At 64.4% G+C, this 20,794-nt stretch carries 20 protein-coding genes; 14 read left to right on the top strand and 6 right to left on the bottom strand.

Annotation, left to right across the window (positions count from 1 at the left end; all coding sequences use genetic code 11):
• Positions 1 to 14 precede the first annotated feature (14 nt).
• The gene (locus ACOQPI_RS03495; protein WP_420618312.1) at positions 15 to 1,361 is read right to left on the bottom strand and encodes an MFS transporter; all 1,347 of its coding nucleotides are present in this window, start codon (positions 1,359 to 1,361) and stop codon (positions 15 to 17) included.
• A gap of 86 nt (positions 1,362 to 1,447) precedes the next feature.
• Between ACOQPI_RS03495 and ACOQPI_RS03490 the strand changes: the two genes are divergently transcribed.
• The gene (locus ACOQPI_RS03490) at positions 1,448 to 2,365 is read left to right on the top strand and encodes a 3-keto-5-aminohexanoate cleavage protein (protein WP_420618311.1); all 918 of its coding nucleotides are present in this window, start codon (positions 1,448 to 1,450) and stop codon (positions 2,363 to 2,365) included.
• Between the two features lie 89 nt (positions 2,366 to 2,454).
• Positions 2,455 to 4,143, top strand: coding sequence for an RNA-binding domain-containing protein (locus tag ACOQPI_RS03485; RefSeq protein WP_420618310.1), 1,689 nt, complete (start codon positions 2,455 to 2,457; stop codon positions 4,141 to 4,143).
• Between the two features lie 64 nt (positions 4,144 to 4,207).
• Here ACOQPI_RS03485 and ACOQPI_RS03480 read toward each other — a convergent pair whose 3' ends face one another.
• Positions 4,208 to 4,627 carry a peptide chain release factor-like protein gene (locus tag ACOQPI_RS03480; RefSeq protein WP_420618309.1) on the bottom strand — a complete coding sequence of 140 codons (420 nt, stop codon included), beginning with the start codon at positions 4,625 to 4,627 and terminating at the stop codon, positions 4,208 to 4,210.
• A gap of 76 nt (positions 4,628 to 4,703) precedes the next feature.
• Here ACOQPI_RS03480 and ACOQPI_RS03475 point away from each other — a divergent pair, with 76 nt between their 5' ends.
• The 3 genes from ACOQPI_RS03475 to ACOQPI_RS03465 are packed head-to-tail and all read left to right on the top strand — an operon-like array spanning position 4,704 to position 8,216.
• A complete protein-coding gene (locus ACOQPI_RS03475) occupies positions 4,704 to 5,840 on the top strand; it encodes an acyl-CoA dehydrogenase family protein (RefSeq protein ID WP_420618308.1) in 1,137 nt (378 codons plus the stop codon).
• 15 nt (positions 5,841 to 5,855) lie between these two features.
• On the top strand, positions 5,856 to 7,025 hold the full coding sequence (locus ACOQPI_RS03470; protein ID WP_420618307.1) for an amidohydrolase family protein: 1,170 nt from the start codon (positions 5,856 to 5,858) through the stop codon (positions 7,023 to 7,025).
• A gap of 33 nt (positions 7,026 to 7,058) precedes the next feature.
• Positions 7,059 to 8,216 (top strand): mechanosensitive ion channel family protein, encoded by a 1,158-nt coding sequence (locus ACOQPI_RS03465; protein ID WP_420618306.1) that lies wholly within the window; start codon positions 7,059 to 7,061, stop codon positions 8,214 to 8,216.
• Here the strand turns inward: ACOQPI_RS03465 and ACOQPI_RS03460 are convergent.
• Positions 8,109 to 9,587, bottom strand: a complete 1,479-nt coding sequence (locus ACOQPI_RS03460; RefSeq protein WP_420618305.1) for an acetyl-CoA acetyltransferase — start codon at positions 9,585 to 9,587, stop codon at positions 8,109 to 8,111. The two genes, ACOQPI_RS03465 and ACOQPI_RS03460, sit on opposite strands and share 108 nt — an antisense overlap.
• Positions 9,588 to 9,637: 50 nt before the next feature.
• Here ACOQPI_RS03460 and ACOQPI_RS03455 point away from each other — a divergent pair, with 50 nt between their 5' ends.
• The 3 genes from ACOQPI_RS03455 to vapC are packed head-to-tail and all read left to right on the top strand — an operon-like array spanning position 9,638 to position 10,778.
• Positions 9,638 to 10,099, top strand: a complete 462-nt coding sequence (locus tag ACOQPI_RS03455) for a nuclear transport factor 2 family protein (RefSeq protein WP_420618304.1) — start codon at positions 9,638 to 9,640, stop codon at positions 10,097 to 10,099.
• Positions 10,100 to 10,152: 53 nt separating this feature from the next.
• Entirely contained in the window at positions 10,153 to 10,377 is a 225-nt protein-coding gene (locus tag ACOQPI_RS03450) for a type II toxin-antitoxin system VapB family antitoxin (protein WP_420618303.1), read from the top strand.
• Entirely contained in the window at positions 10,374 to 10,778 is a 405-nt protein-coding gene (gene vapC / locus ACOQPI_RS03445; protein WP_420618302.1) for a type II toxin-antitoxin system VapC family toxin, read from the top strand. The genes ACOQPI_RS03450 and vapC overlap by 4 nt, the downstream gene beginning before the upstream one ends.
• 9 nt (positions 10,779 to 10,787) lie before the next feature.
• On the opposite strand, the gene ACOQPI_RS03440 is transcribed toward vapC, so the two are convergent.
• Positions 10,788 to 12,485: an N-acyl-D-amino-acid deacylase family protein gene (locus ACOQPI_RS03440; protein ID WP_420618301.1), complete on the bottom strand. Its 1,698-nt coding sequence runs from the start codon at positions 12,483 to 12,485 to the stop codon at positions 10,788 to 10,790.
• Between the two features lie 25 nt (positions 12,486 to 12,510).
• Between ACOQPI_RS03440 and ACOQPI_RS03435 the strand changes: the two genes are divergently transcribed.
• From ACOQPI_RS03435 to ACOQPI_RS03425, 3 genes are all read left to right on the top strand, one after another.
• Positions 12,511 to 13,032, top strand: a complete 522-nt coding sequence (locus tag ACOQPI_RS03435; RefSeq protein ID WP_420618300.1) for a nuclear transport factor 2 family protein — start codon at positions 12,511 to 12,513, stop codon at positions 13,030 to 13,032.
• A 65-nt stretch (positions 13,033 to 13,097) separates the two neighbouring features.
• Entirely contained in the window at positions 13,098 to 13,688 is a 591-nt protein-coding gene (locus tag ACOQPI_RS03430; RefSeq protein WP_420618299.1) for a PadR family transcriptional regulator, read from the top strand.
• A 43-nt stretch (positions 13,689 to 13,731) separates the two neighbouring features.
• The gene (locus ACOQPI_RS03425; RefSeq protein WP_420618298.1) at positions 13,732 to 14,811 is read left to right on the top strand and encodes an inositol-3-phosphate synthase; all 1,080 of its coding nucleotides are present in this window, start codon (positions 13,732 to 13,734) and stop codon (positions 14,809 to 14,811) included.
• On the opposite strand, the gene ACOQPI_RS03420 is transcribed toward ACOQPI_RS03425, so the two are convergent.
• Together ACOQPI_RS03420 and ACOQPI_RS03415 are read right to left on the bottom strand one after the other, a co-directional pair.
• Positions 14,804 to 16,030 carry a CCA tRNA nucleotidyltransferase gene (locus ACOQPI_RS03420; protein WP_420618297.1) on the bottom strand — a complete coding sequence of 409 codons (1,227 nt, stop codon included), beginning with the start codon at positions 16,028 to 16,030 and terminating at the stop codon, positions 14,804 to 14,806. The two genes, ACOQPI_RS03425 and ACOQPI_RS03420, sit on opposite strands and share 8 nt — an antisense overlap.
• Entirely contained in the window at positions 16,027 to 17,025 is a 999-nt protein-coding gene (locus ACOQPI_RS03415) for a histone deacetylase family protein (RefSeq protein WP_420618296.1), read from the bottom strand. Before ACOQPI_RS03415 ends, ACOQPI_RS03420 begins: the two co-directional genes overlap by 4 nt.
• A gap of 111 nt (positions 17,026 to 17,136) precedes the next feature.
• On the opposite strand from ACOQPI_RS03415, the gene ACOQPI_RS03410 reads away from it, so the two are divergent.
• From ACOQPI_RS03410 to ACOQPI_RS03400, 3 genes are all read left to right on the top strand, one after another.
• A complete protein-coding gene (locus ACOQPI_RS03410) occupies positions 17,137 to 17,877 on the top strand; it encodes a GNAT family N-acetyltransferase (protein WP_420618295.1) in 741 nt (246 codons plus the stop codon).
• 61 nt (positions 17,878 to 17,938) lie between these two features.
• Positions 17,939 to 19,945: a DUF6049 family protein gene (locus ACOQPI_RS03405; protein ID WP_420618294.1), complete on the top strand. Its 2,007-nt coding sequence runs from the start codon at positions 17,939 to 17,941 to the stop codon at positions 19,943 to 19,945.
• Positions 19,942 to 20,781 (top strand): DegV family protein, encoded by an 840-nt coding sequence (locus ACOQPI_RS03400; protein WP_420618293.1) that lies wholly within the window; start codon positions 19,942 to 19,944, stop codon positions 20,779 to 20,781. Before ACOQPI_RS03405 ends, ACOQPI_RS03400 begins: the two co-directional genes overlap by 4 nt.
• The last annotated feature ends 13 nt before the right edge of the window (positions 20,782 to 20,794 follow it).

Genomic DNA, 20,794 nt, shown 5'->3' with positions numbered 1-20,794 from the left:
TGAGGGTATTCCACTCAATTTTCTTTCCTATGGGTCGCCATGCCTAGAGACGCCAGCGCGGCGATTCCGCAAACGATGGCCAAGACGGTGAAGAACAGGTCGTAGTCGTCCAAGTCGCCTCCCAGCATGGCCACCCCGGCAGCCACCCCAACCGCTCCACCTATGCGGATAACGGTCTGAACCGTGCCCGCGGCCAACCCCAGCTGTCCTGGGGGCACGCCAAAGGCGATGGCGCTGTTGACCCCGGGGAATGCGGTGCCCACTCCGAATCCCATCAACAGCGCAGCGGGGAACCACACCGTCGCCCAATCCCTTTCCGCACCGGCGAAAACCGCCACCCAAAGACAGCCCAGAGCAATGCAGCCAGCCGCGGGAACCATGACCACCCGGTGTCCGAACCGCTCCATGATCCGACCGGTGGCGTAGCCCACCGTGCTTGACGCTGCGGTGAGCGGGGTGAGCAGCAGTCCGGCCTCCAGCGTGCTGTACTCCCACGGCCCCCTGAGGAATTGAACCAGCGCCAGGAAGATGCCGAAGAACGCCACCCCCACCAGCACCGCTACCACCGCGGTGGACGCGAACACTCGATGGCGAAACAGGGCGAGGTCGATTACCGGTGAGGGGTGCCGCCCGCAGCGAACCAGGAATGCCGCCATTCCCACTACGGCCGCCGCGAACGCCCCGATAACCCGGGGATCGTCCGATCCCCACTCGTTGAACTGCACTATGCCCAGCACCAGGGCGGCCGTGCTGAACCCGGCCAAGACCACCCCGACCATGTCGGGCAGCTCGGCGTCTTCGTCCGCCGTCGATTCGGAGATCAGGCTTCGGCGGGCCAGCACCGCCACCCCCACCGGAGCAACCAGGAAGAACCCGGCCCGCCAAGAGGCGAATTCAATGGCCAACGCCCCCAGCGTGGGGGCGAGCGAGGCCACCACCCCAGCCACGGTCGACCACACGCCCACCGCGATGGCCCGGCGCTGGGGTCCTAGGGTGGACATCACCAGGGCCAAACCAGAGGTGATGAGGCTGGAGCCTCCGAACGCCTGGTAGCACCGGGCCGCGATCATGGCCGGCACATTGGGCGCCAGCCCCACTGCGGCTGAGCCGGTGATGAAGATGGCGATGGCCCACAGGAACACCCGTCGGTGGCCGATGCGGTCGGCCAGCCGCCCTGCCGGGATGAGCAGGGCCGCCACCATGATGTTGTAGCCGCTGATCACCCACGACACCTGGGTGGCCGGAGTGTCGCTGAAGGTGTCGATGATCTCCGGGTAGGCCACGAACATCAGCGTCACGTCCAGGGAGCTGGCCGCCGAGGCCAGCGACACCAGCCACAACGCCTTCCACTCCCGGCTCATGGTTTCGACCCGGCCATTCGATTGCCGCTGGGCAATCTGTTGGTGTCGCTGGGCCGCCCCACGACTCCCGACGGTACTCTCAGGCTATGGACTCAACGCCGGTCATCATCGAAGTCGCCCTCAACGGCACCACCACCCGGGAGCGCAACCCCCACGTGCCCATCAGCCGGGAAGAGCTCATCGAGGAGGGCTTGGCCTGTATTGAGGCCGGGGCGACGATCGTCCACTGCCACATCGCCAATATGCGGGTGCCGGCGGAGGAGGCCGCCGCCGAATACCGGGCCACCTTCGAGCCGTGGGTGGCCGCAGACCCTGATGTGCTGGTGCTGCCCACGTTGGGATGGGGCCAGGACATGACCGAGAAGCTCGGCCATCTGGAGTATTTGGCCGAGGGGGGATTGCAGCGGCTGGGGTTCATCGACCCCGGCTCCATGATCCTGGGCAAGGCCGGGGCCAACGGCCTGCCCGATCCCAACAGCTTTGTCTACGTCAACTCCTTCGCCGACATGGAGGTGGCCATCGAGCAGTGCAACCGGCTGGGCCTGGGCATGCACTTCGCCATCTTCGAGCCCGGGTTCCTCCGCAACGTGCTCTCCTATTGGCGGTACGGCCAGCTCACCCCCGGATCGTTCGTGAAGTTCTACTTCGGCGGCCCCGGCGGCTACTTCGCCATCGGCGACAGCGTGAGCTTCGGATTGCCCCCCACCGAGAAGGCACTGGACGCCTATCTGGAGATGTTGGCGCTGGTCGACTGCGATCTGCCCTGGTTCGCCGCCGTAGTGGGCGGCGACCTCATTGAGTCCCCAATTCCCCAGCTAACCCTGGAGCGGGGCGGCCACCTCCGCGTGGGCCACGAGGACTACGCCGGCAACCGCCCCCGTCCCAACCACGAGCTAGTAGCCGAAGTCGCGGCCCTAGCCACCGACATGGGCCGCCCCGTGGCCACCGCCACCCAAGCCGTCGAGATCCTCGGCCTCCCCACCCGCCAACCCGCCGGGGTCTAGTCGATACCGGAGCTTTACGACGGTTTACAAAACTATACGCACTTAAATTGTGTTTTTCTAAAGCGTAAAGACAGCGCTATAATTTCTCTGTGAACCTCGTCGACCTCGATAAAATTATCGCAACAGGAGAGACATTCACCGTCGAATTCAAGAGCGACGTCAATGACGACGAACTCGTTGAGGCCGTCGTTTGCCTGGCCAATGGCGACGGTGGGTGGCTCCTCATCGGTGTCAGCGATGAAGGAAATGTCGTTGGCGCCTCACCCCGACATGGCAATACGACGCACAGCCAGCGGATTGTGGCCCTCGTCTCCAACAAAACCACGCCTTCTCTCAGTGTCGAGGTCAGTGTTGAACAGCTCGACACCAACGACGTCATAGCAATAGGTGTGCCAAAAGCGTCAAGAGTTGTGGCAACAACCTCGGGCCGCTACCTGCGCAGGGCTACTGACGTGCACGGAAGACCCGAATGCCGTCCCATGTCCCCTCATGAGATCCAGACCCGAGCCAGCGCGCTAGGGGCGCACGACATTTCCACCCTGCCGCTCGCCAATCTGTCTGTTGAAGAACTGGACCCTGGGGAACTTGAACGATTTCGCAGCCTTGCAGCAAGCGGCGGGGATTCGGTCCTTACGAACCTGTCCGCCACCGACCTGTTATCTGCCCTCGGGTTCTTGTCTGGCAGAGATACTCCGACGCTAGGCGCTGCCCTCTTGTTCGGCACCCCAGACGTGCTTGATGCCTTTGCTCCCACGCACGCCGTCATCTTTCAGGCGCTCGATTCCCATGACACCGTTCTGGCCAACCGCAGCTTACGAGCACCTCTGCTCAAGGCCATGCTCGAGCTGGTCGAGGCGGTGATGCCATATAACCAAGAAGAAGAAGTCCAAGACGGGCTCTTCCGGCTGGGCCTTCCCCGGTTCTCTGAAGTCGCGATACGAGAGCTGATTGCCAACGCCCTCGTTCACCGCGACTATTCCCTAAACGGTCAAATCCGCGTGGCCGTCGAAGACACGACACTCTCAATCAGCAGCCCTGGCGGATTTCCCGAAGGCATCACAGTCGACAACCTCCTCACAGCACCGCCGAAAGCACGAAATCCCCTGATAGCCGATGCCTTCAAGCGAGCCGGGCTCGTTGAACGCACTGGGCGCGGTATCAACCGCGTCTACCGACACCAACTGGTTCTCGGGCGACCACAACCCGACTATTCGCGTTCAAACCGGGCGTGGGTTGAAGTACGGGTTCCGGGCGGGGCTGCTGATCGAGAACTGGCAGTCTTCGCCGCCGCCGCCGCGCGTGATGACAATGTCCTGGACCTTCGAACCCTTCAAGTTCTCCATGAAGTTCGCTCCGAAAGTCGGATTACTTCAGGGCGCGCTGCCGAACTATCACATGTAGCAGTCGCTGAAGCGCGGGCAGTACTCAACAATCTGGTTGAGCGAGGACTGCTTGAGGCCCGCGGTGAGGGCAGGGGGCGCACCTATCACCTGGCCGCTGAGCTCTATCGAGAAATCGGAGAGCCAGCGGCATACGTGCGGAGTCGCGGCTTCACGCCCATTCAGCAGAAGCAGATGGTGCTGACCTATACCGCCGAGCACGGATCAATCGGGAGGAGCGAAGCCGCAGAACTATGCCGGTTGTCCCCGGACCAAGCCTCGCGCCTCCTACGACGTCTGGTTTCTGAAGGGAAACTCTCGATGACTGGCCAAAGACGCACAGCCCGGTATCTTCTTGCAGAATCTGGCTTTAGGTCTGAAGACCGGCAGCGAGCTTGAAGTTGCTGTAGAGATCGCAGAGTTCCACTCGCCTTCTCTCGACAATCGGCACTCAAGAGTGCTTCTACCGGTCAGAGCTGAAGGGGTCGATTCGTGCTCGACTTCGCTTGGTCTCGGCTCGCCGACGCTTCTCGTCGAGGCGGCGCCGGCGAGCCCGTGGCGATGGGCGGGTCGGCTTTCGCGGCTTGGCGGTAACGAGCCCACTGCGGAGCCGCTCCTCCAGGCGATCGAGCGCGATCTCTCGGTTTCGAGCCTGAGATCGTGTGTCGTCAACCACTACTCGCAACTCCCCGCCCAATCGGTCGATCAACTTCTGGCGGACACTTGGGGCTATGTCACCAGCCACGGCAAGGTCGATTGTCGCCTCCACTCGGGTATTGGACCGATTGGCATGCTGGCCACCCGGGCCACCAGAGGGGTCAAAGCGCCAAACGACCGCCGACACCGGCACCGCCCCGCCGGAAAACGAAAGCACCCGGTCCACGCCGCCGACCTTACTGGCAAGCCCCAAACCCTCTGCGGGTTCCCTTGGTTTGGCGTTGGCTTCTAGGGTTTGAGGCATGGCCAGCGAATACTTTGACCGGGCTCGGGAGCTGCGCTCGCTGATCGACGAGAACGCGGCGAAGAGCGACGGGCTGCCGATTCCCCAGGAGACGGTCAATGCCCTCGTGGATGCCGAGCTGCACAAGGTGATGGTGCCGGCCGCGGTGGGCGGGATCGAGATTCCCGTCAACGAGTGCATCGATGTGTGGACGGAGATCTCCCGGGCCGATGGGTCGGTGGGCTGGTGTCTGATGGCCAGTTGTGCCGCCACGGCCTATTTCGCGGCCTGGTGCCCGGATGAGCACATCGAGCGGATGTTCTCCGACGGGGTGCCCCTGTCAGCGGGCCAGTTCGCCCCCAACGGCACCGCCACTCCCGACGGGGACGGCTTCCGCCTCAATGGCCGCTACTCGTTCGGCAGCGGCATCAATCACGCTCAATGGGCTGGTGCCGGGGTGTTCACCGAGGAGCCCGAGGGCGTCGACCCCCGTTTCTTGTTTGCCATCTACCCGGTGGAGAAGGCCCAGATCACCGGCAACTGGGACGTGATGGGCCTCCAGGCTACCGCCAGCTACGACTACACCCTCGAAGACGTGTACGTACCGGCCACCTCCACCTTCGACATGTTCGACATCACCGTGTACCGGGGCGGCCCCCTCTACCAGCTGGGGGTGATGCCGCTCACCGCCGCCGGCCACGCCGGATTCGCCATCGGAGTGGTGCAGCGGGGCCTCGACGAGCTGCACTCGGTGGCCCGCTCCAAGCACCGCATGGGCGATGCCACCCCGTTGGCCCAAAACGACCGCTTCGTCCATGAGATCGGGGAGCTGGAGTCCCGCTTCCGGGCGGCCCGCGGCTGGCTCCACGACACCTTCGCCACCGCCGAGCGCAACGTGGTGGAAACAGGCGTGGTCGATCCGATGGACGTGATCCTCACCCGCCAGGCCACCGTATTCGTCACCCAGGAGGGCGCCGACATTCTGCGCCGCGCCTATCTGCTGGCCGGTACCGACGCTCTCCGCTCCGGCGGCCTCCAGCGGGCCTTCCGCGACATCCACGCCGGCACCCAGCATGTCTTCGCCGGCACCGGCCCCGCCCTAGAACTCGGCCGAGCCCTCCTAGACGCCGCCCCCGACAACCCCCTCGATGCCTAGAAGGACTGAATGCCCATGAGCACTGATCTTTTTGAGCGATTCAAGGTCATTGATGTGGACACGCATCTCACCGAGCCTCCGGATGTCTGGACGGCGAGGATGCCGGCCAGCTTGCACGACAAGGTGCCCCATATTGAGCGGGTTAACGGGCGGGACACCTGGATGGTGAACGGGGAATCGCTGGGCTCGCCCGGCTACTACTCCATGGCCGGATTCGACGGGCTGATGCCATTGAAGATCCCTGAGACCTACGACGAGATCGCCCCGTCGATGTACGACGCCCAAGCCCGGCTGGAGTTCATGGACAGCCAGGGCATCTGGGCCCAGATCCTGTACCCCAACGTCGGAGGTTTCGGCAACGGCTACTTCCTGCGCCTTGGCGACCGGGAGGTGGTGGCCCAGTGCGTGGCCGCCTATAACGACTTCCTCTGCGACTGGACTTCGGCCGCCCCCGACCGGCTCATTCCCATCACCGCGGTGCCGTTCTGGGACATCGATCTGTCGCTGGCCGAGATCGAGCGGTGCGCCGGGCTCGGCCACCGGGCCATCAACTTCTGCAACCAACCCCAGGACTACGGCCAGCCCCCGCTGGGCCACCAGCACTGGGACCCAATCTGGGCGTTGGCCCAGGAGGCCGAACTGGCAGTGAGCTTCCACGTGGGCGGCGGCAACATGGGCACCCTGATGGCCGATGAGGCCGAGATGGGGTGGATGACCAACTTCGCCAAGATCTCGTCACTCATCTTCTTGGACAACATGCGCTGCATCGCCGACCTCATCTTCGGCGGGGTGTGCCACCGGTTCCCCGAACTGCAACTGGTGTCGGTAGAAAGCGGCGCCGGCTGGATCCCACCCGCCCTCGAGGCATTCGACTGGCAGTGGCGCAACGGCGGCGTCCACTTGGAGCACCCCGAATACGACCTGTTGCCCAGCGAGTACTTCGAACGCCAGATCTACGGCTGCTTCTGGTTCGAGCAAGCCGGGGCGGTGGCCGCTATCCAGCGTTTCCCCAACAACATCCTGTACGAGACCGACTACCCCCACCCCACCTGCCAGCATCCCGGCCCGGCCACCCCCGCCCAGTACCCCCGGGACTACGCGCAGTGGGCCCTGGGCGACTTGAGCGACGACCACTTGGCCAAGGTCCTCCACGACAACGCCGCCCGGGTGTATCGCCTGGACTGACTCATCCGATAAACGCGCCGGTACGCTGACTCGATGGCTCTCGTAGTTCCTGCGACAACCGTCACCGACGCCTGCGGCCCTGACCCGGGGTTCTTCTGCGAGCTGGTCTTCGATAACACCGAGAACGAGCGGCTGGCCGAGATCGTCGGCTGGGTAGTGGAGAGGCCCCTGCGGATCATCCTCATCTTGCTGGCGGCCTGGATCATCAAGAAGATCGTGCACAAGGTGATCGAGCGAGCGGTGGGCCGCTTGGTGCGCCAGGCCGAGACCGAGACCGAAGAGCAGCTCGAGCACGCCGGCAAATTGGACTTCGGCGCCCGGGCCGCCAAGGCCATCAACCGGATCCAAGAACGCCAGGCCCGCAGTTCTCAGCGGATCGAGACCATCGCCGCGGTGATGAAGAGCCTGGCCACCGCCCTCATCCTGGCCGTGGCTGCGCTCTTGTGTCTGAGCGAGCTGAACATCGACTTGGCCCCCTTGATCGCCGGTGCCGGTATCGCCGGTCTGGCGGTGGGCTTCGGGGCTCAGTCGCTCGTGCGGGATTTCCTGGCCGGGATGTTCATCTTGATTGAAGATCAGTTCGGGGTGGGCGACGTGGTGGACGTGGGCGACACCTCAGGCACCATCGAGAAGGTCAGCTTGCGCACCACCACTTTGCGAGACGTGAGCGGTGTGGTTTGGACGGTGCCCAACGGGGAGATCCACCGCACCGCCAATCACTCGCAGCTTTGGTCGCGGGCCATCTTGGACATAGGGGTCAGCTACGACACCGACATCGACCAGGCCAGCGAGATCATGAAGGCAGTGGCCGACGAACTATGGCAGGAGAACGACCCGGATCTCACCATCCTGGAGGAGCCCTCAGTGTGGGGCGTTCAGGAGTTGGGCAACGACGCCGTGGTCATCCGGCTAGTGGTCAAGACCGACCCCAGCGAGCAGTGGGCGGTGGGACGCGTACTGCGGGCCCGCATCAAGAAGGCCTTCGACGAGGCCGGCATCGAGATCCCATTCCCGCAGCGCACCGTGTGGATCCGCAACGAGAACGACCCCGACGCCGGTTCCGAGCAGCCGCCCACATCTGGCTCAGTCGATGGGCGTGAACGACCCGTCGGCTCTGGCGATGACGCCCCGCCCGCAGAACTCTCCGGCGACGGCGGCGGACATGATGGCGGGGGTGGCGGAGACGAGTAGCGTTCGGGCGCCGTCGGGAAACTCCCCGATGGCCACCGCCCGCTCAGGGCCTTCCCGGCCCCATATCACGGTGTAGGACACCACTTCGGCCTGCTCGTTATCGCCGGTGCGGTAGGGCTTGGGTTGGAGTTCGGCGGCCACCGCGTCGGTCACGTCGATGTTGGCGAAGGGCTGCGCCCGCGGTTTGGCACTCCACATGCTGACCCCCTGCTTGGTGATCATGCCGCTGATCGAGGTGAGCAGGCCGGTTGACCCGGGATCGGCACGCAGTACCTGGGCGAGTTTGACTGCCGCCTGAATCACGTAGTTGTTGAGCGGACCGCCGGCCCAAGTCATTCCCCCGGTAACGGTCAAGTCCCGGTCCAAGCTGATGCCCATCTCCATTGCCTGCGTGCGCACCGCAATGGGGAAGCACGAATACAGGTCCACCAGGTCAGCGTCGTTCGGCGCCACTCCTGTGTGGTTGTGCACAGCGCGACCGGCGTGGACGAAGCCCGGACTCCGATGAGGCTCAGGCCGCTCTGTCACCGCCACCATGTGGTTGGATTCGGCCGCGGCCCAGGGGAACACCCAGAGATCCGCGGAGATCCCCAGTGACCGAGCGGTCCCCGCCGAGCAGAAGATCAGCGCGGCGGCCTGGTCCACATTCCACTGGGAGTTGTGCCACTTTGTGTACGGCCAAGCCAGCCACCGGTTCCCGTTCTCGGGCGTGGCGATGGCCGAAGCGTCCAACCCGTCTCGGAACCAGGCGTCGGGGTTGGCCGCGGCCACTTGGGCGAATCGGGCCCACAGTCCGGCCACCACGTCGCGGTGCTCGTCGATGGTTTGGCCGTCGGCGAACCGGCGGGCGTTCTCGATCATGGCGTAGTGGTGGGTGGCCATCACCAACCCGGTGTCGATCTCCGCCCGGCTGATGATCATGCCGTGAGGGGTCACGAAATCGTCCGGCTCGGCCCCACCTTGGTCGGTATCTGGGGCGTCCACGCCGGTGATCGCGGCCCGCAGTCCTCGATACTTGGCCTCCCCGCCCACCACCGCCACCACATCGGCTGCTCCCGACGCGATGGCCGCGGCGGTGTCGCCCATCACCGCGGTCTGCAAGATCCCCACGTCGGCCAGAAAACTGCGAGCCTGATTCGCCCCCACCGCATCGGCCACCCAGCGGGCCGGATCGGAATACCCCCAAGTCCCCTTGGTGACCCTCACCTGGTCCAACCGGCCAATCAGCTCACTGGCCCCGGCATCATCGGCCGCCGCCATCAGCGCCTGAGCCATCAATCCCACTGCCTCCACGGAGTCAGATGGGTCCTCAAGCCGCTGAGCAGCCGTCCCCACCCCCACCAACACCGGAGTTCTGTCGTCAAAGCTCACGCCCGCACCCTAACGGCCAACCTGGCGCCGAGACGATGTACGGTCGGGCTATGGAGCAGTGGGAATTGATCGCTCGGGAATCGATCCGGGACCTGGTGGCCCGGTACAACGCCAACGGCGATTCAGGTCGGTTCGACCAAGTAATGGATCTGTTCGCCCCCGACGCCATCATGCGGACCCCGACGCAGCCCGACAAGTACGGCATCGACGAGATCCGCACCATCTTCACCGGCGCCCAGGACACCCTGTCTGAGATCGGCGGCGGCACTCCCAAGTACATCCGCCACCACACCGCCACCCACCAGATCGACCTGCACTCACCCACCGAGGCCAAGGGCCGCTGCTATTACCACGTGATCATGGAGCACGGCCTCGACCACTGGGGCCGCTACATCGACCGCTATGGCGTGGTGGACGGCCGCTGGCTGTTCACCGAACGCTCAGTGACCATGGACGGATACATCCCCGATGGCTGGGGCGCCCACAACGCCTCCCGTGGCCAGGACTATTAGGCGATATACACTAATACCACACGTACTACACCTATTAGGTGTAGTCTGGGATCGTGGAAGACCGAACCCGAACCAATATTGAGATCGACGACCGACTCATCGAGACCGTCATGCGCCGTTACGGAGTGCGCACCAAGACCGAGGCCGTCCATCTCGCCCTTCGCCATTCGGCCGGCCAACCCCTGACCACCAACGAGATGCTGTCGATGCAGGGAGCGCAGCTCATCGGCGAGATCCCGCCCGATACCGGCCTTCAGCCCATCGATACCGTCGGGTGATCCTCGCCGATACCTCTGCGTGGATGGAGTTCGACCGGGGCACCGACTCCCCTGCCCACCGAAAGCTCGTCGAGCTCATCGCTGAAGGCGGCCAGAATGCGGCCGTCACCGAACCAGTGCTGATGGAGGTGCTGGGAGGGGCCAAAGACGCTCGGGGCCACCAGCAGCTCTACAACCTGCTGACGTCGGTGTCCTGGGTCCCGGTAGACCACGTGGCCGACTTCGAGGGCGCAGCTCGCATCAACCGGGTTTGTCGGGCCAACGCAGTGACTCCGCCAGGCTTCATCGTCTGCATGATCGCCAACATCGCGCTGCGAACCCGAGCAGAGATCTTGACCGCTGATCAGGACTTTCACCGCGTGGCGGAGCTGTTCCCCCTCAAGATCGCCGCGACGCCCTAGCGTTCAGACTCAGGGCGCGGGGGTGTTGGCGTCGAGCACCGTGCCGGGGTTGGCGCCGGTGAGCGAGCCCTCCACCTGGGTGAGCACGCCGTTGACTGCGGTGGCCCGGTAGCCCCCTGCCGGGCGGCGCAAACGGGGTGCGCCTGAGGGCAGGTCGGACACGAAACCGTCGATGTCCCACGTCAGCTCGTCCAAGTCGAACACCGTCACGTCGCCGGCATAGCCGGGCAGCAGCCGGCCCCGGTCGTTGAACCCCAAGATTTCAGCCTGGCGGCCGGTGATCTCATAAACCGCCTGCTCAAGTTCAAGATCGGCCCGCTCGCGCACATGGCGGGTCAGCAGCAAGGTGGTATCGCCCGCCGCGCACATCATCTGCACGTGGGCCCCGGCATCGGAGGCGCTGATCAGACAGCGGTCGTCGGCGATCATCTGGGCTACGCCGTCTATGTTGCTGTTGCTCACCCCCATGGCCACCACGCCGGGTTCCAAGTCGTTCTCCAGAATCCAGTCGGCGAACACATCGGAGGGGTGGCCGCCCCGAGCCTCGGTCAACTCGGCCAGCGAACGCCCCAACCAGCTCTCGTTCTCAGAGCGGGTCACCGAGGTGAACCGCGCGAAGTCGGGCCGATTGATGGGAAACAGCGACTTCTCGGTGGCGTCCCACTCGTTGCGGGCGATCTCCCGCCAGCCGGGATCGGCCAGCATCTCCTGCCGGGCTTCGCCTGCCACTCCCATGATCTGGTTCCACCCCTTGGGCAGCATCATGAACACCATGGTCTGATCCCAGCTCACGTTGAGGTCCACGGTGCGGGGCGAGGAGATGGGCCACATATCGCAGCCCTCATCCCTGATCGCCTGGGTGAACGCCATGTACTCGTCCGGGCGGTGCGGGGCCATGTCGCTGTGGGAAACCCCGTTCCAGATGGAGGTCACCCCCCGAGGTCCGAGCACCTTGGCCATTCTGCGGATGTCGGCTTCGGGATCCTCGCCAGTGAGGTTGGGGATGAACTCCACCACGCCGTGGCCCGCGGCAGCCAGTACGTCGGCCAACGCGCTCAGCTCCCCATCGCAAGCCAGCCGGCTGGGCACCGGGCGGCTGCGACGGTCCAAGTCGAAAAACGAAGTGCTGAAGCCGTAGCAGCCCGCATCCATGGCATCGGCCATCTCGGCGGCCATGGCGACGATCTCCTCCTCGGTGGCCTCCCGGGTCCAGGCATCATCTCCCATCACGTAGATCCGCAGCATGGAGTGGCCGATCAGAGAGGCCATGTTCAGGGCGATCCCGCCCTCGTTCATGGCGTCGCGGTATTGGCGCCACGACCCCCATGACCAGGGAATACCCGACTCGAAATCGGCAATAGGCATGTCCTCGATGTAGCAGAACACGTCGATGAGCTCGTCGAGATGCTCGGCCTTGGCCGGGGCCAGCGACAGCGAGCAGTTGCCGATCAGCGCGGTGGTCACCCCGTGCTGGGGCATGGGGTCGCACCCCCGGTCCCAGAACATGGACGGGTCCAAGTGGGTGTGGGAGTCGATGAACCCGGGGGATACGTAGCAGCCGCCGGCATCCAGTTCGCTCTCGCCACCGGGGGCCAGACTCGGGCCCACTTCGGTGATGACGCCTCCGTTGATGCGAACATCGGCGGGTCGGGCCCGGTTTCCGGTTCCGTCAATCAGGTTGCCATCGCGGATGATGAGGTCTGACATGAGCGAAACGATAGAGAATGGGCTTATGACTGACCCCATCAGCGCGGATGTTCTTGAAACCATGGCGGCCAAGCAGGCCATCACCGAGGTGATCTACGGCTATTGCCGGGCCCTCGACCGGATGGACAAGCCGGCGGCCTACGCGGTGTGGCATCCCGATGGAACCGCCGACTACGGAGAGGACATCTTCCAGGGCACCGGCCACGAGTTTGTCGACTGGGTGTGGACTGCTCACGCCGGAATGTCCACCCATTCCCATCAGATCACCAACGTGTTGATCCAAGTGGACGGGGATCGAGCTGTGAGCGAGGCCTACGTGACCGTGGCGCTGCGAACCCTGCCCTTCGGCGATGGCCCCGACACGGCCGACATCTTCAGCCGAGGGCGCTACGTGGACCTATGGTCTCGTCGAGACGGCAAATGGGCCATCGACCAACGCAACTACATCACCGACCACTCCGTAACCGTGCCCAACGCCAATCCCGACCCCCACGATCCCCGATCAATCCGCGGCCCAGAAGACCTGTCGGTTGCCCTTTTTGGCTGAGGGCTCACTTCTATCGCGCACCAACGAGTTGACCTGATATAGCGTTTCGATATAATCGCGGTCCAATGTTGGATCTCGCGGTGCTTGGCCTGCTCAAAGAGGGCGACCTCCACGGCTATGAGCTGAACAAGCGCCTCAAGTCGCTGGTCGGCGGATACGCCAACTCCTACGGCGCCCTTTATCCCGCCTTGGCCCGCTTGGAGAGGCGTGGCTGGGTGAGCTCCGCAGCCGTGGCCCTGGAGGTCGTCACCGATGAGCACGGTTCTGAGGAAAATGCTCGCCGCAGCCGGAAGCGCAGTACGCGGTCCAAGTCGGGCCGAACCCGCAAGGTGTATCAGATCACTGAGGCCGGCGAAGACCACCTGCTGGAGTTGTTGCAAGAAGACGCCAACAACGAGCGGCGCTTTCGCTTGCAACTGGCCTTCTGCCGCTTCCTTCCCCCCGACCGGCGCCTGGCGCTGTTCGAACTGCGCCGGGCGCACCTGGTCAGCCTGCAAGCCATGGCCCGCCGCGATCCCGTCCATACCAACGACCCCTACGTGCGCTCGCTCTTCCAGAGGGACCAGGAGCGCCGAGATCACGACTTGGTTTGGCTCGATCGGCTGATTGCCGACGAGCGCAACAACCGGCCGAGTCCTGAACCCACCGACCCATGATCAGCGCTGATCGATACGTCTTCGCCCAAGGAGGGCAACCACGATGAGCAATCCCATCCGCATCGCAATCGCCGGTGTCGGCAACTGCGCCAGTTCCTTGGTTCAGGGTCTGCACTATTACGCCGACGCTGAACCCGACGATCAGGTCCCCGGTCTCATGCACGTGGTGCTGGGGGGGTATCACATCAACGACGTGGTGCCCGTGGCGGCTTTCGACGTGGACGCCACCAAGGTCGGGCTGGATCTGGGCAAGGCCATCAGCGCCGCCCCCAACAACACCGTGCAGTTCTGTGACGTGCCCGATCTGGGCGTGCGGGTGCAGCGGGCTCCCACCCTGGACGGGTTCGGCGAGTTCTACCGCACCCAGTGCGAGGAATCCCCAGCGGAGCCGATCAATGTGGCTGAGGCGCTGCGGGAGTCCGGGGCCAACGTGCTCATCTCCTATCTGCCGGTGGGCTCCGAGGAGGCTCAGCGCTACTACGCCGAGTGCTGCCTAGAGGCCGGTGTGGCCTTTGTGAACGCCATCCCGGTGTTCATCGCCTCCGATCCGGAATGGGCCCAGCGCTTCACCGACGCCGGTGTCCCGGTGGTGGGCGACGACATCAAGAGCCAGGTGGGTGCCACCATCGTGCACCGAACCTTGGCCCGACTCTACGAGGACCGGGGCGTTGAGCTCGACCGCACCTACCAGCTCAACTTCGGCGGCAACATGGACTTCATGAACATGTTGGAGCGGTCCCGGCTGGTGTCCAAGAAGATATCCAAGACCCAGTCGGTTACCAGCCAGCTCGACAATGGCATCGCCGCCGATGATGTCCACATCGGCCCCAGCGACCACGTCCCCTGGCTGGAAGACCGGAAGTGGGCCCACATCCGCCTCGAGGGCCGGGGCTTCGGCGATGTCCCCCTCAACATCGACCTCAAGCTAGAGGTGGTGGACTCGCCCAACTCCGCCGGCGTCATCATCGACGCCCTGCGCTGCGCCAAGCTCGGCTTGGACCACGGCGTAGGCGGCCCCCTGCTCGGCCCCTCGGCCTACTTCATGAAGAGCCCGCCCATCCAGTACCGCGACGAGGCCGCCCGCGAGATGGTCGAAGCCTACGCCCGAGGCGAGGTCAGCTAGAACGCCACTTCAAAAGATGGGCGCGGGCCTCCACAGGGGTGAGGGGACCGAATTCAAGGCGGTGACGGCGAAGCTCTTCGACGGCTGCGCCCACGGCGGGACCGGGTTCCAGTTCGAGCAGGCCCATAATCTCTTCACCGTCAAGCACTGGGGGACCGCACAGGTCGGGTTCGGACTGCATCAGGGCAGCCACTTCGGAGGTCAACGAGCCTCTTGCACCTAGGGCTGTCGCCAACATCAATGCCTGGTGCAAATGGGCGTCAGCATCGATAACCCAACGACGTAATTCGACAATGGACTGGGGCGGTTGTTCGACGGCTCGGCGCGCTGCCTTCAACACGGCAAACACGGCGCGGCTGACCTCGGTGGTTGCTCGTCGCTCTGACAATGCCGAGCGCACGTCGGCTGGGGTTCCGGCATCGGCCAACAGTGCGGCTAATCGGACAACCGGATCGTGGCCGACCTTGCGAAGAAGGGCCAGCGCCGCATGGCCATCGCCTACTGGACCCAGAACCCGCTCACCGAGCCCGGCCTTGAAGAGCAACTCGAATCCGGGCCCGGGGTCGTCAAGCGCGAGGAGCCTGTCTAACTCGTCTCGTATCCGCTCGCTGGCCACGATGCTGAGCCGGTCGGCCATGGCTCGCATCGCGTCCACCAGATTCACCTCCACGGTTAGGTCGAACTGCGCCAAGAAGCGGGCCGCTCGCAGCATTCGGAGGGGGTCGTCGCTGAACGTTTCCTCAGGGTCTAGCGGAGTGCGTAAGCGCCCAGCCTCTAGGTCGGATGCTCCGTCAAAGGGGTCCACCAGCCCGCCATCGGGCAGCTCAACAGCCATGGCGTTGATAGTGAAGTCTCGACGAGAGAGGTCGGCCTCGATGGCATCGGCGAAGGCCACTTCGGGCTTGCGAGAGTCGGGCAGGTATCGCTCGGTGCGGTGGGTGGTGATCTCAACCCGGCGATCGCCTCGGCGCGCGCCAATGGTGCCGAACCGCTCCCCCTGAGTCCACAGGGTGTCGGCCCACTCTTCCAAGATCGACTTCACCGCCTCGGGCTGGGCGTCGGTGGTGAGGTCCAGGTCGAAGGCGGTGTCCAGTGGTCGATTCCGCATCGCGTCACGCACAATCCCACCTACCAGATAGATCCGGTACCCGCTGGCGGCAAACCGTTCAGCCAGTTCTCGGGCCTCCTCGCGGACGGGGGCCAGACGGTCGAGGCTCACGACAACAACGCGGCCGCGGCAGCCGCCACCTCTACACCCGGACCGCCACTCGTAGCCGGTTCCGGCCGCCACTGCGTGCCAGCCAACACTGCTACCGCCGCGGCGGCGCAATCGGCCAAGGCATCCAGGTCATAGCCGCCTTCCAAAAAGGCGATACGCCGACCGGAGGAAACCACCTGAATGATCGCTTCGGTGAGGTCGGCAAAATCCCCTGCGGCCAATCCCAGATTGGTCAGTGGGTCAGCCCGGTGAGCGTCGAATCCGGCCGACAGCACGAGCCAGTCAGGTTCAAAATCTTCCACCGCGGGCAGAACGGCCTCTTCCCAACCCCGGCGGTAGGCGTCGCCGGTCGCCCCCATGGGCATGGGCAAGTTGATAGTGGTGCCTAAACCTGCCCCTGCGCCCCGCTCTCGCAGCCCACCAGTGCCCGGATAGAACGGGTACTGGTGCCACGACACATACATCACCCGGTTGTCCTCCCAGAACACGTCCTGGGTGCCGTTGCCGTGGTGGGCGTCGTAGTCCACCACCAGCACCCGCTCGCCCCGGTCCGCCAGTGCCTGGGCGCACATCGCCGCACTGTTGAATAGGCAGAACCCCATCGACCGCGCCGGTGTGGCGTGGTGGCCCGGTGGGCGCACCGCGCAGAACGCGGCATCGGCCGCGTTGGCGTCCAAGGCCTCGACAGCGGCCAGTCCCGCTCCTGCCGCCAATCGAGCCGCTACCTCCGATTCGCCGGACAGCACGGTGTCGGGGTCCAGTCGGCCACCCCCGCCTTGCGCCATCCGTTGGACCGAGTCGAGCACCGAGGAATCGTGGACAGCCAATAGCTCGGCGTCCGTGGCCAGCCGGGGCTCGGTGGGAACCAGAGCGTCGTCTAACCCTGCCCGCTGCACCCCGTCGATTACCGCGCGCAGTCGGGCCGAACGCTCTGGATGGGAGCGTCCGGTGTCGTGGTCGAGAAAGCGCTCGTCGGTGATCCACAAGACCGACACAGCCCCACGGTACCGCGCCCGGCCAGTACCCAAGAATGAGCATTTCTCGCGCCCAGAAGAAACCCGGTTCGCGGTGTACGCCGCGCCCTGGTCGGACCTAGCCTCAGTGACATGTTGCGCCGACGGTCAGGGCAGGAATCCGTGACGCTCCGCCTCGGTCACGACCGTCTGCGGCTTAGACCCTGGGCCAGCGAAACGGAGATCGGCCTGCTCATCCTGCTGACTTCCGGCTCGGCAGTCTCAGATGCCGCCGTTGCCGCCTCGATTGAATCGGCGGCGGCCCAGGGCTATCTCCGAATCCGGACATCAGCCCTCTCGCACATCGAGGCGGAGCCGTTCCTCCGAGCCGGATTCGAACCCCGCCAACAGCTCGCCTTGCTGTCTCGGCCAATCCAACCGCCGCTCTCTGAGCGAAATGGAGGCGTTACCATCCGACGGGCCCGGCGCCGCGATCGCAGCTCGGTTCTGGACGTGGACCATGCCGCCTTCGAGCCGTTCTGGCAGCTCGACCAGGTGGGACTGCACGAAGCACTTCGAGCCACACCCTTCCGACGCTTTCGAGTGGCCCGTCCAAACCCTGACAAAGCCCTGGCTGGGTACGCCATCTCCGGTCGCAGCGGGCCGTCGGGCTATCTACAGCGATTGGCAATCTCGCCTCGCCAACAAGGACAGGGGGCCGGAACCGCTCTGGTAGTCGACGGGCTGACGTGGATGGGCCGCTGGGGTGCCACCCAAGCCTGGGTCAACACGCCCCAGCAAAACACCGGTGCCCTGCGCCTCTATGAGCGACTGGGTTTCGAGCCGGTTCCCCCCGGTCTACAAGTTCTGGAGATGGAGATCAGTGGGCTATAGATGCCGCTCCAGGAGCAAGTGGCTGGCGGCGGTTCTTGTCTGCTGTGCCGCGCCCGCTCTCATGATCCCGGCCGCCACCGCCCAGAGTGGCAACGGCACCTCCGAAATGGAAACCCCCTCCATAGAGCTGGTCAGCCAAAGCATGTGGATCGCCGAGGAGGACATTTTCCGAGTCTCCTTCCGTCTCATCGACGCCCCCGACGGGTCCACCATTGACGTAAACATCGGGGTGCCTATCCGGTCTCGCTCCGCCCTCCTGGATCGACTGGCCGGGCCGTCCACCGGATTGGGCCTTCAACAGATCTCCCGATTGCCCATGCCCGAGCCCGATGCCAATGGGATCACCTCGCTGCAATTCGCCACTACGAGCAGCCAGGAACTCGAACCCAAAACAGTGGGTGTTCCATGGCTCAAACTCTCCGCCGAAGGGGTGTACCCGGTGAGCATTGTTCTTCGGGATTCCGACAACTTGAGATTGGACACGATCCACACCTTTCTGGTCCGCACACCCCCAGTTGATTCCGACCTCTCGCCACTGCTGGTGAGCACCGTGCTGTCGGTGAGCGGACCATTGCCCGTGAACTCAGAGGGAACCGTGGATATGCCCGTGAGCCCAGAGGGAACCGTGGACATGGGAGCGTCCGAAAGCAGCCTGCAAGTGCTAGCCGAGGTTTTCGACCCCCGAATTCGACCTCAACCCCTGGCCACAGTTTCTGTTAACCCTCTTCTGGTTGACGCCCTGGCCATAAGCGAACAAACCGAGCACACAATGCTGTTGGCCCGACTCCAACAAGCAACCACCAACCGCCAGATAACGAGCAACACCTACGTTCCCTTGGACAGCGACGCGTGGATCGACCACGACCTCAGCCTCCAGATCGGCTGGCAGGTAGAGGCTGGCGCCGCGGTGCTGGATGAGTTTCTCGGCTCTCAGTCTGACCACACCATCATGGTGTTGACCACTTCGGCCTCGCCCAGGTTGCTAAATCGGCTTCAACGGGAGCGAGTAGAGCTGGTGCTGGTTCCCGATGCCCTACTCGACCCGGCCAATGAACTTGTCGGCACATTGGCCAAGACATCGTTCTTGTTGCCCACACTGGACGAATTGCTCACACCGGGCGAGCCGATTAAAGCACTGTCCATAGACAGCACGGCAACGGCTCACTTCACCAGAACTGATAGCGCCGACACCGCTCCCTACCTGGTGTTGGCCGACTTGGCCGCCCGTTGGTTTGAAGACCCCCAGCAGCTTCGGGGGATTGTGATAGCCCCACCGCTTGATTCCCTTTCCGATTCGACTGGTCTTGGTGTGCTACTGGACGAGATCAGCGTAAGTCCGATCCTGTCCTCGGTCGACCCCTCTGCAATTGTCGAGAATCTTGAGCCCGAAGCCCTCCGGCAGGTGCGTCCCGCCGAGGTGAACGGATTCGGAGAGGACTACAAGGCTGCGCTGAGCGACGGACAGCGCATCGCCCGTTCCTACCAGAACATGGTCGACCCGATCGCTTCCGTGGACACCCCCGAGCGGGAGCTGATCGAAACCCTGGATCGAGCCCTGTTGCTGTCCGGCACCTACGGTCTGACCGAGACCCAGCGAGACGCCTACCTTGCGGTGGTAGCGCAGACTGTGCGCGACACCGTGGCCGCTATCCAACCGCCGAGTCGCCAGAGAATCACCCTGACCAGCCGGTCGGAGAGCATACCGATGCTCATCCGCAACAACCTCGACCACGATGTCATCGTGCGGTTGGACCTCAACAGCGACAAGCTCGACTTCCCCGAAGGAAACTTCTTGCTGCAGCGGCTCTCCCCCGGAGTCAACCAGATCCAGGTGCCAGTGCAGGCCAAGACTTCGGGCGACGCCGTGTTGGAGATCAGCGTCAACTCGCCCACCGGGCTCTTGGCCCTGGGCGAGTCGCAGTTGACCGTGCGAGCAACCTCCCTGTCGGGCACCGGTGTGGGGATCGCCGCCGCCGCGCTGGCCATCTTGCTGTTGTGGTGGGCTCGACACTGGTGGTCGCGCCGGCGCTCCAAACTCGAGCTTCCAAAAAGTAGTGTCAGTGCATGACCGTTCGAATTGTGACCGACAGCTCTTGCGACCTCAGCGCCGCCGACATCGAGCGCCACCAGATCACCGTGGTCCCGCTCACCATCCGCTTCGGCGACGAGGAGTTCACCGACGGTGTGGGCCTATCGGCGGAGAACTTCTACGCCAAGATGGCCGCCAGCGATGAACTGCCCTCAACCGCGGCTCCCGCACCGGGTGCCTTCGAAGTGGCGTTTCGAGATCTGGCCGCCAGCGGTGCCGAGGCCGTGGTATGCGTCAACCTGTCATTCGCCCTGTCGGCCACCGGGGAGTCGGCCCAGAGCGCGGCCCGAGCCACCGAGGGCGAAGTGGACGTTCGGGTGGTGGACTCCGGCAAGGTATCGGTGGGCCTTGGTGTCATGGTGAAAGCCGCGGCAGCCGCGGCTGAGGCCGGACACAGCGCCGATGAGATCGAAGCCCAACTGGCCGATCTGAAAAACCGGGTCTTCATCTATGCCGTACTGGACACTCTGGACAACCTCAAGAAGGGCGGCCGCATCGGTACTGCACAGGCGCTATTGGGCAGCGCTCTGTCGATCAAGCCCTGTTTGGACCTCACTTCCGGCGTCGTGGAGGAAGCGGGCAAACAACGAACCAGGGGCAAGGCCCGGAACTGGCTGGCCGCGCGCGTGGCCGAAGCGGGGGAGTTGGAACACCTGGCCATCGCCCACGGTGCGGCCGAAGACATCGACGCGTTCACAGCCAGCCTGGGCGAATCCCCCGCTCAGAACCCCTTGACGGTGGCTCTCATCGGCCCGGTTGTGGGCACTCACGCCGGCCCCGGTGTCATCGCCGCCGCCATGGTGCCCGCCCCCTAAGTACGTCTTGGCC

The organism is Candidatus Poriferisocius sp. (assembly GCF_965219815.1).
Classification (GTDB): domain Bacteria; phylum Actinomycetota; class Acidimicrobiia; order Acidimicrobiales; family Bin134; genus Poriferisocius.
This window is presented reverse-complemented; position numbering and strand designations above follow the sequence as displayed.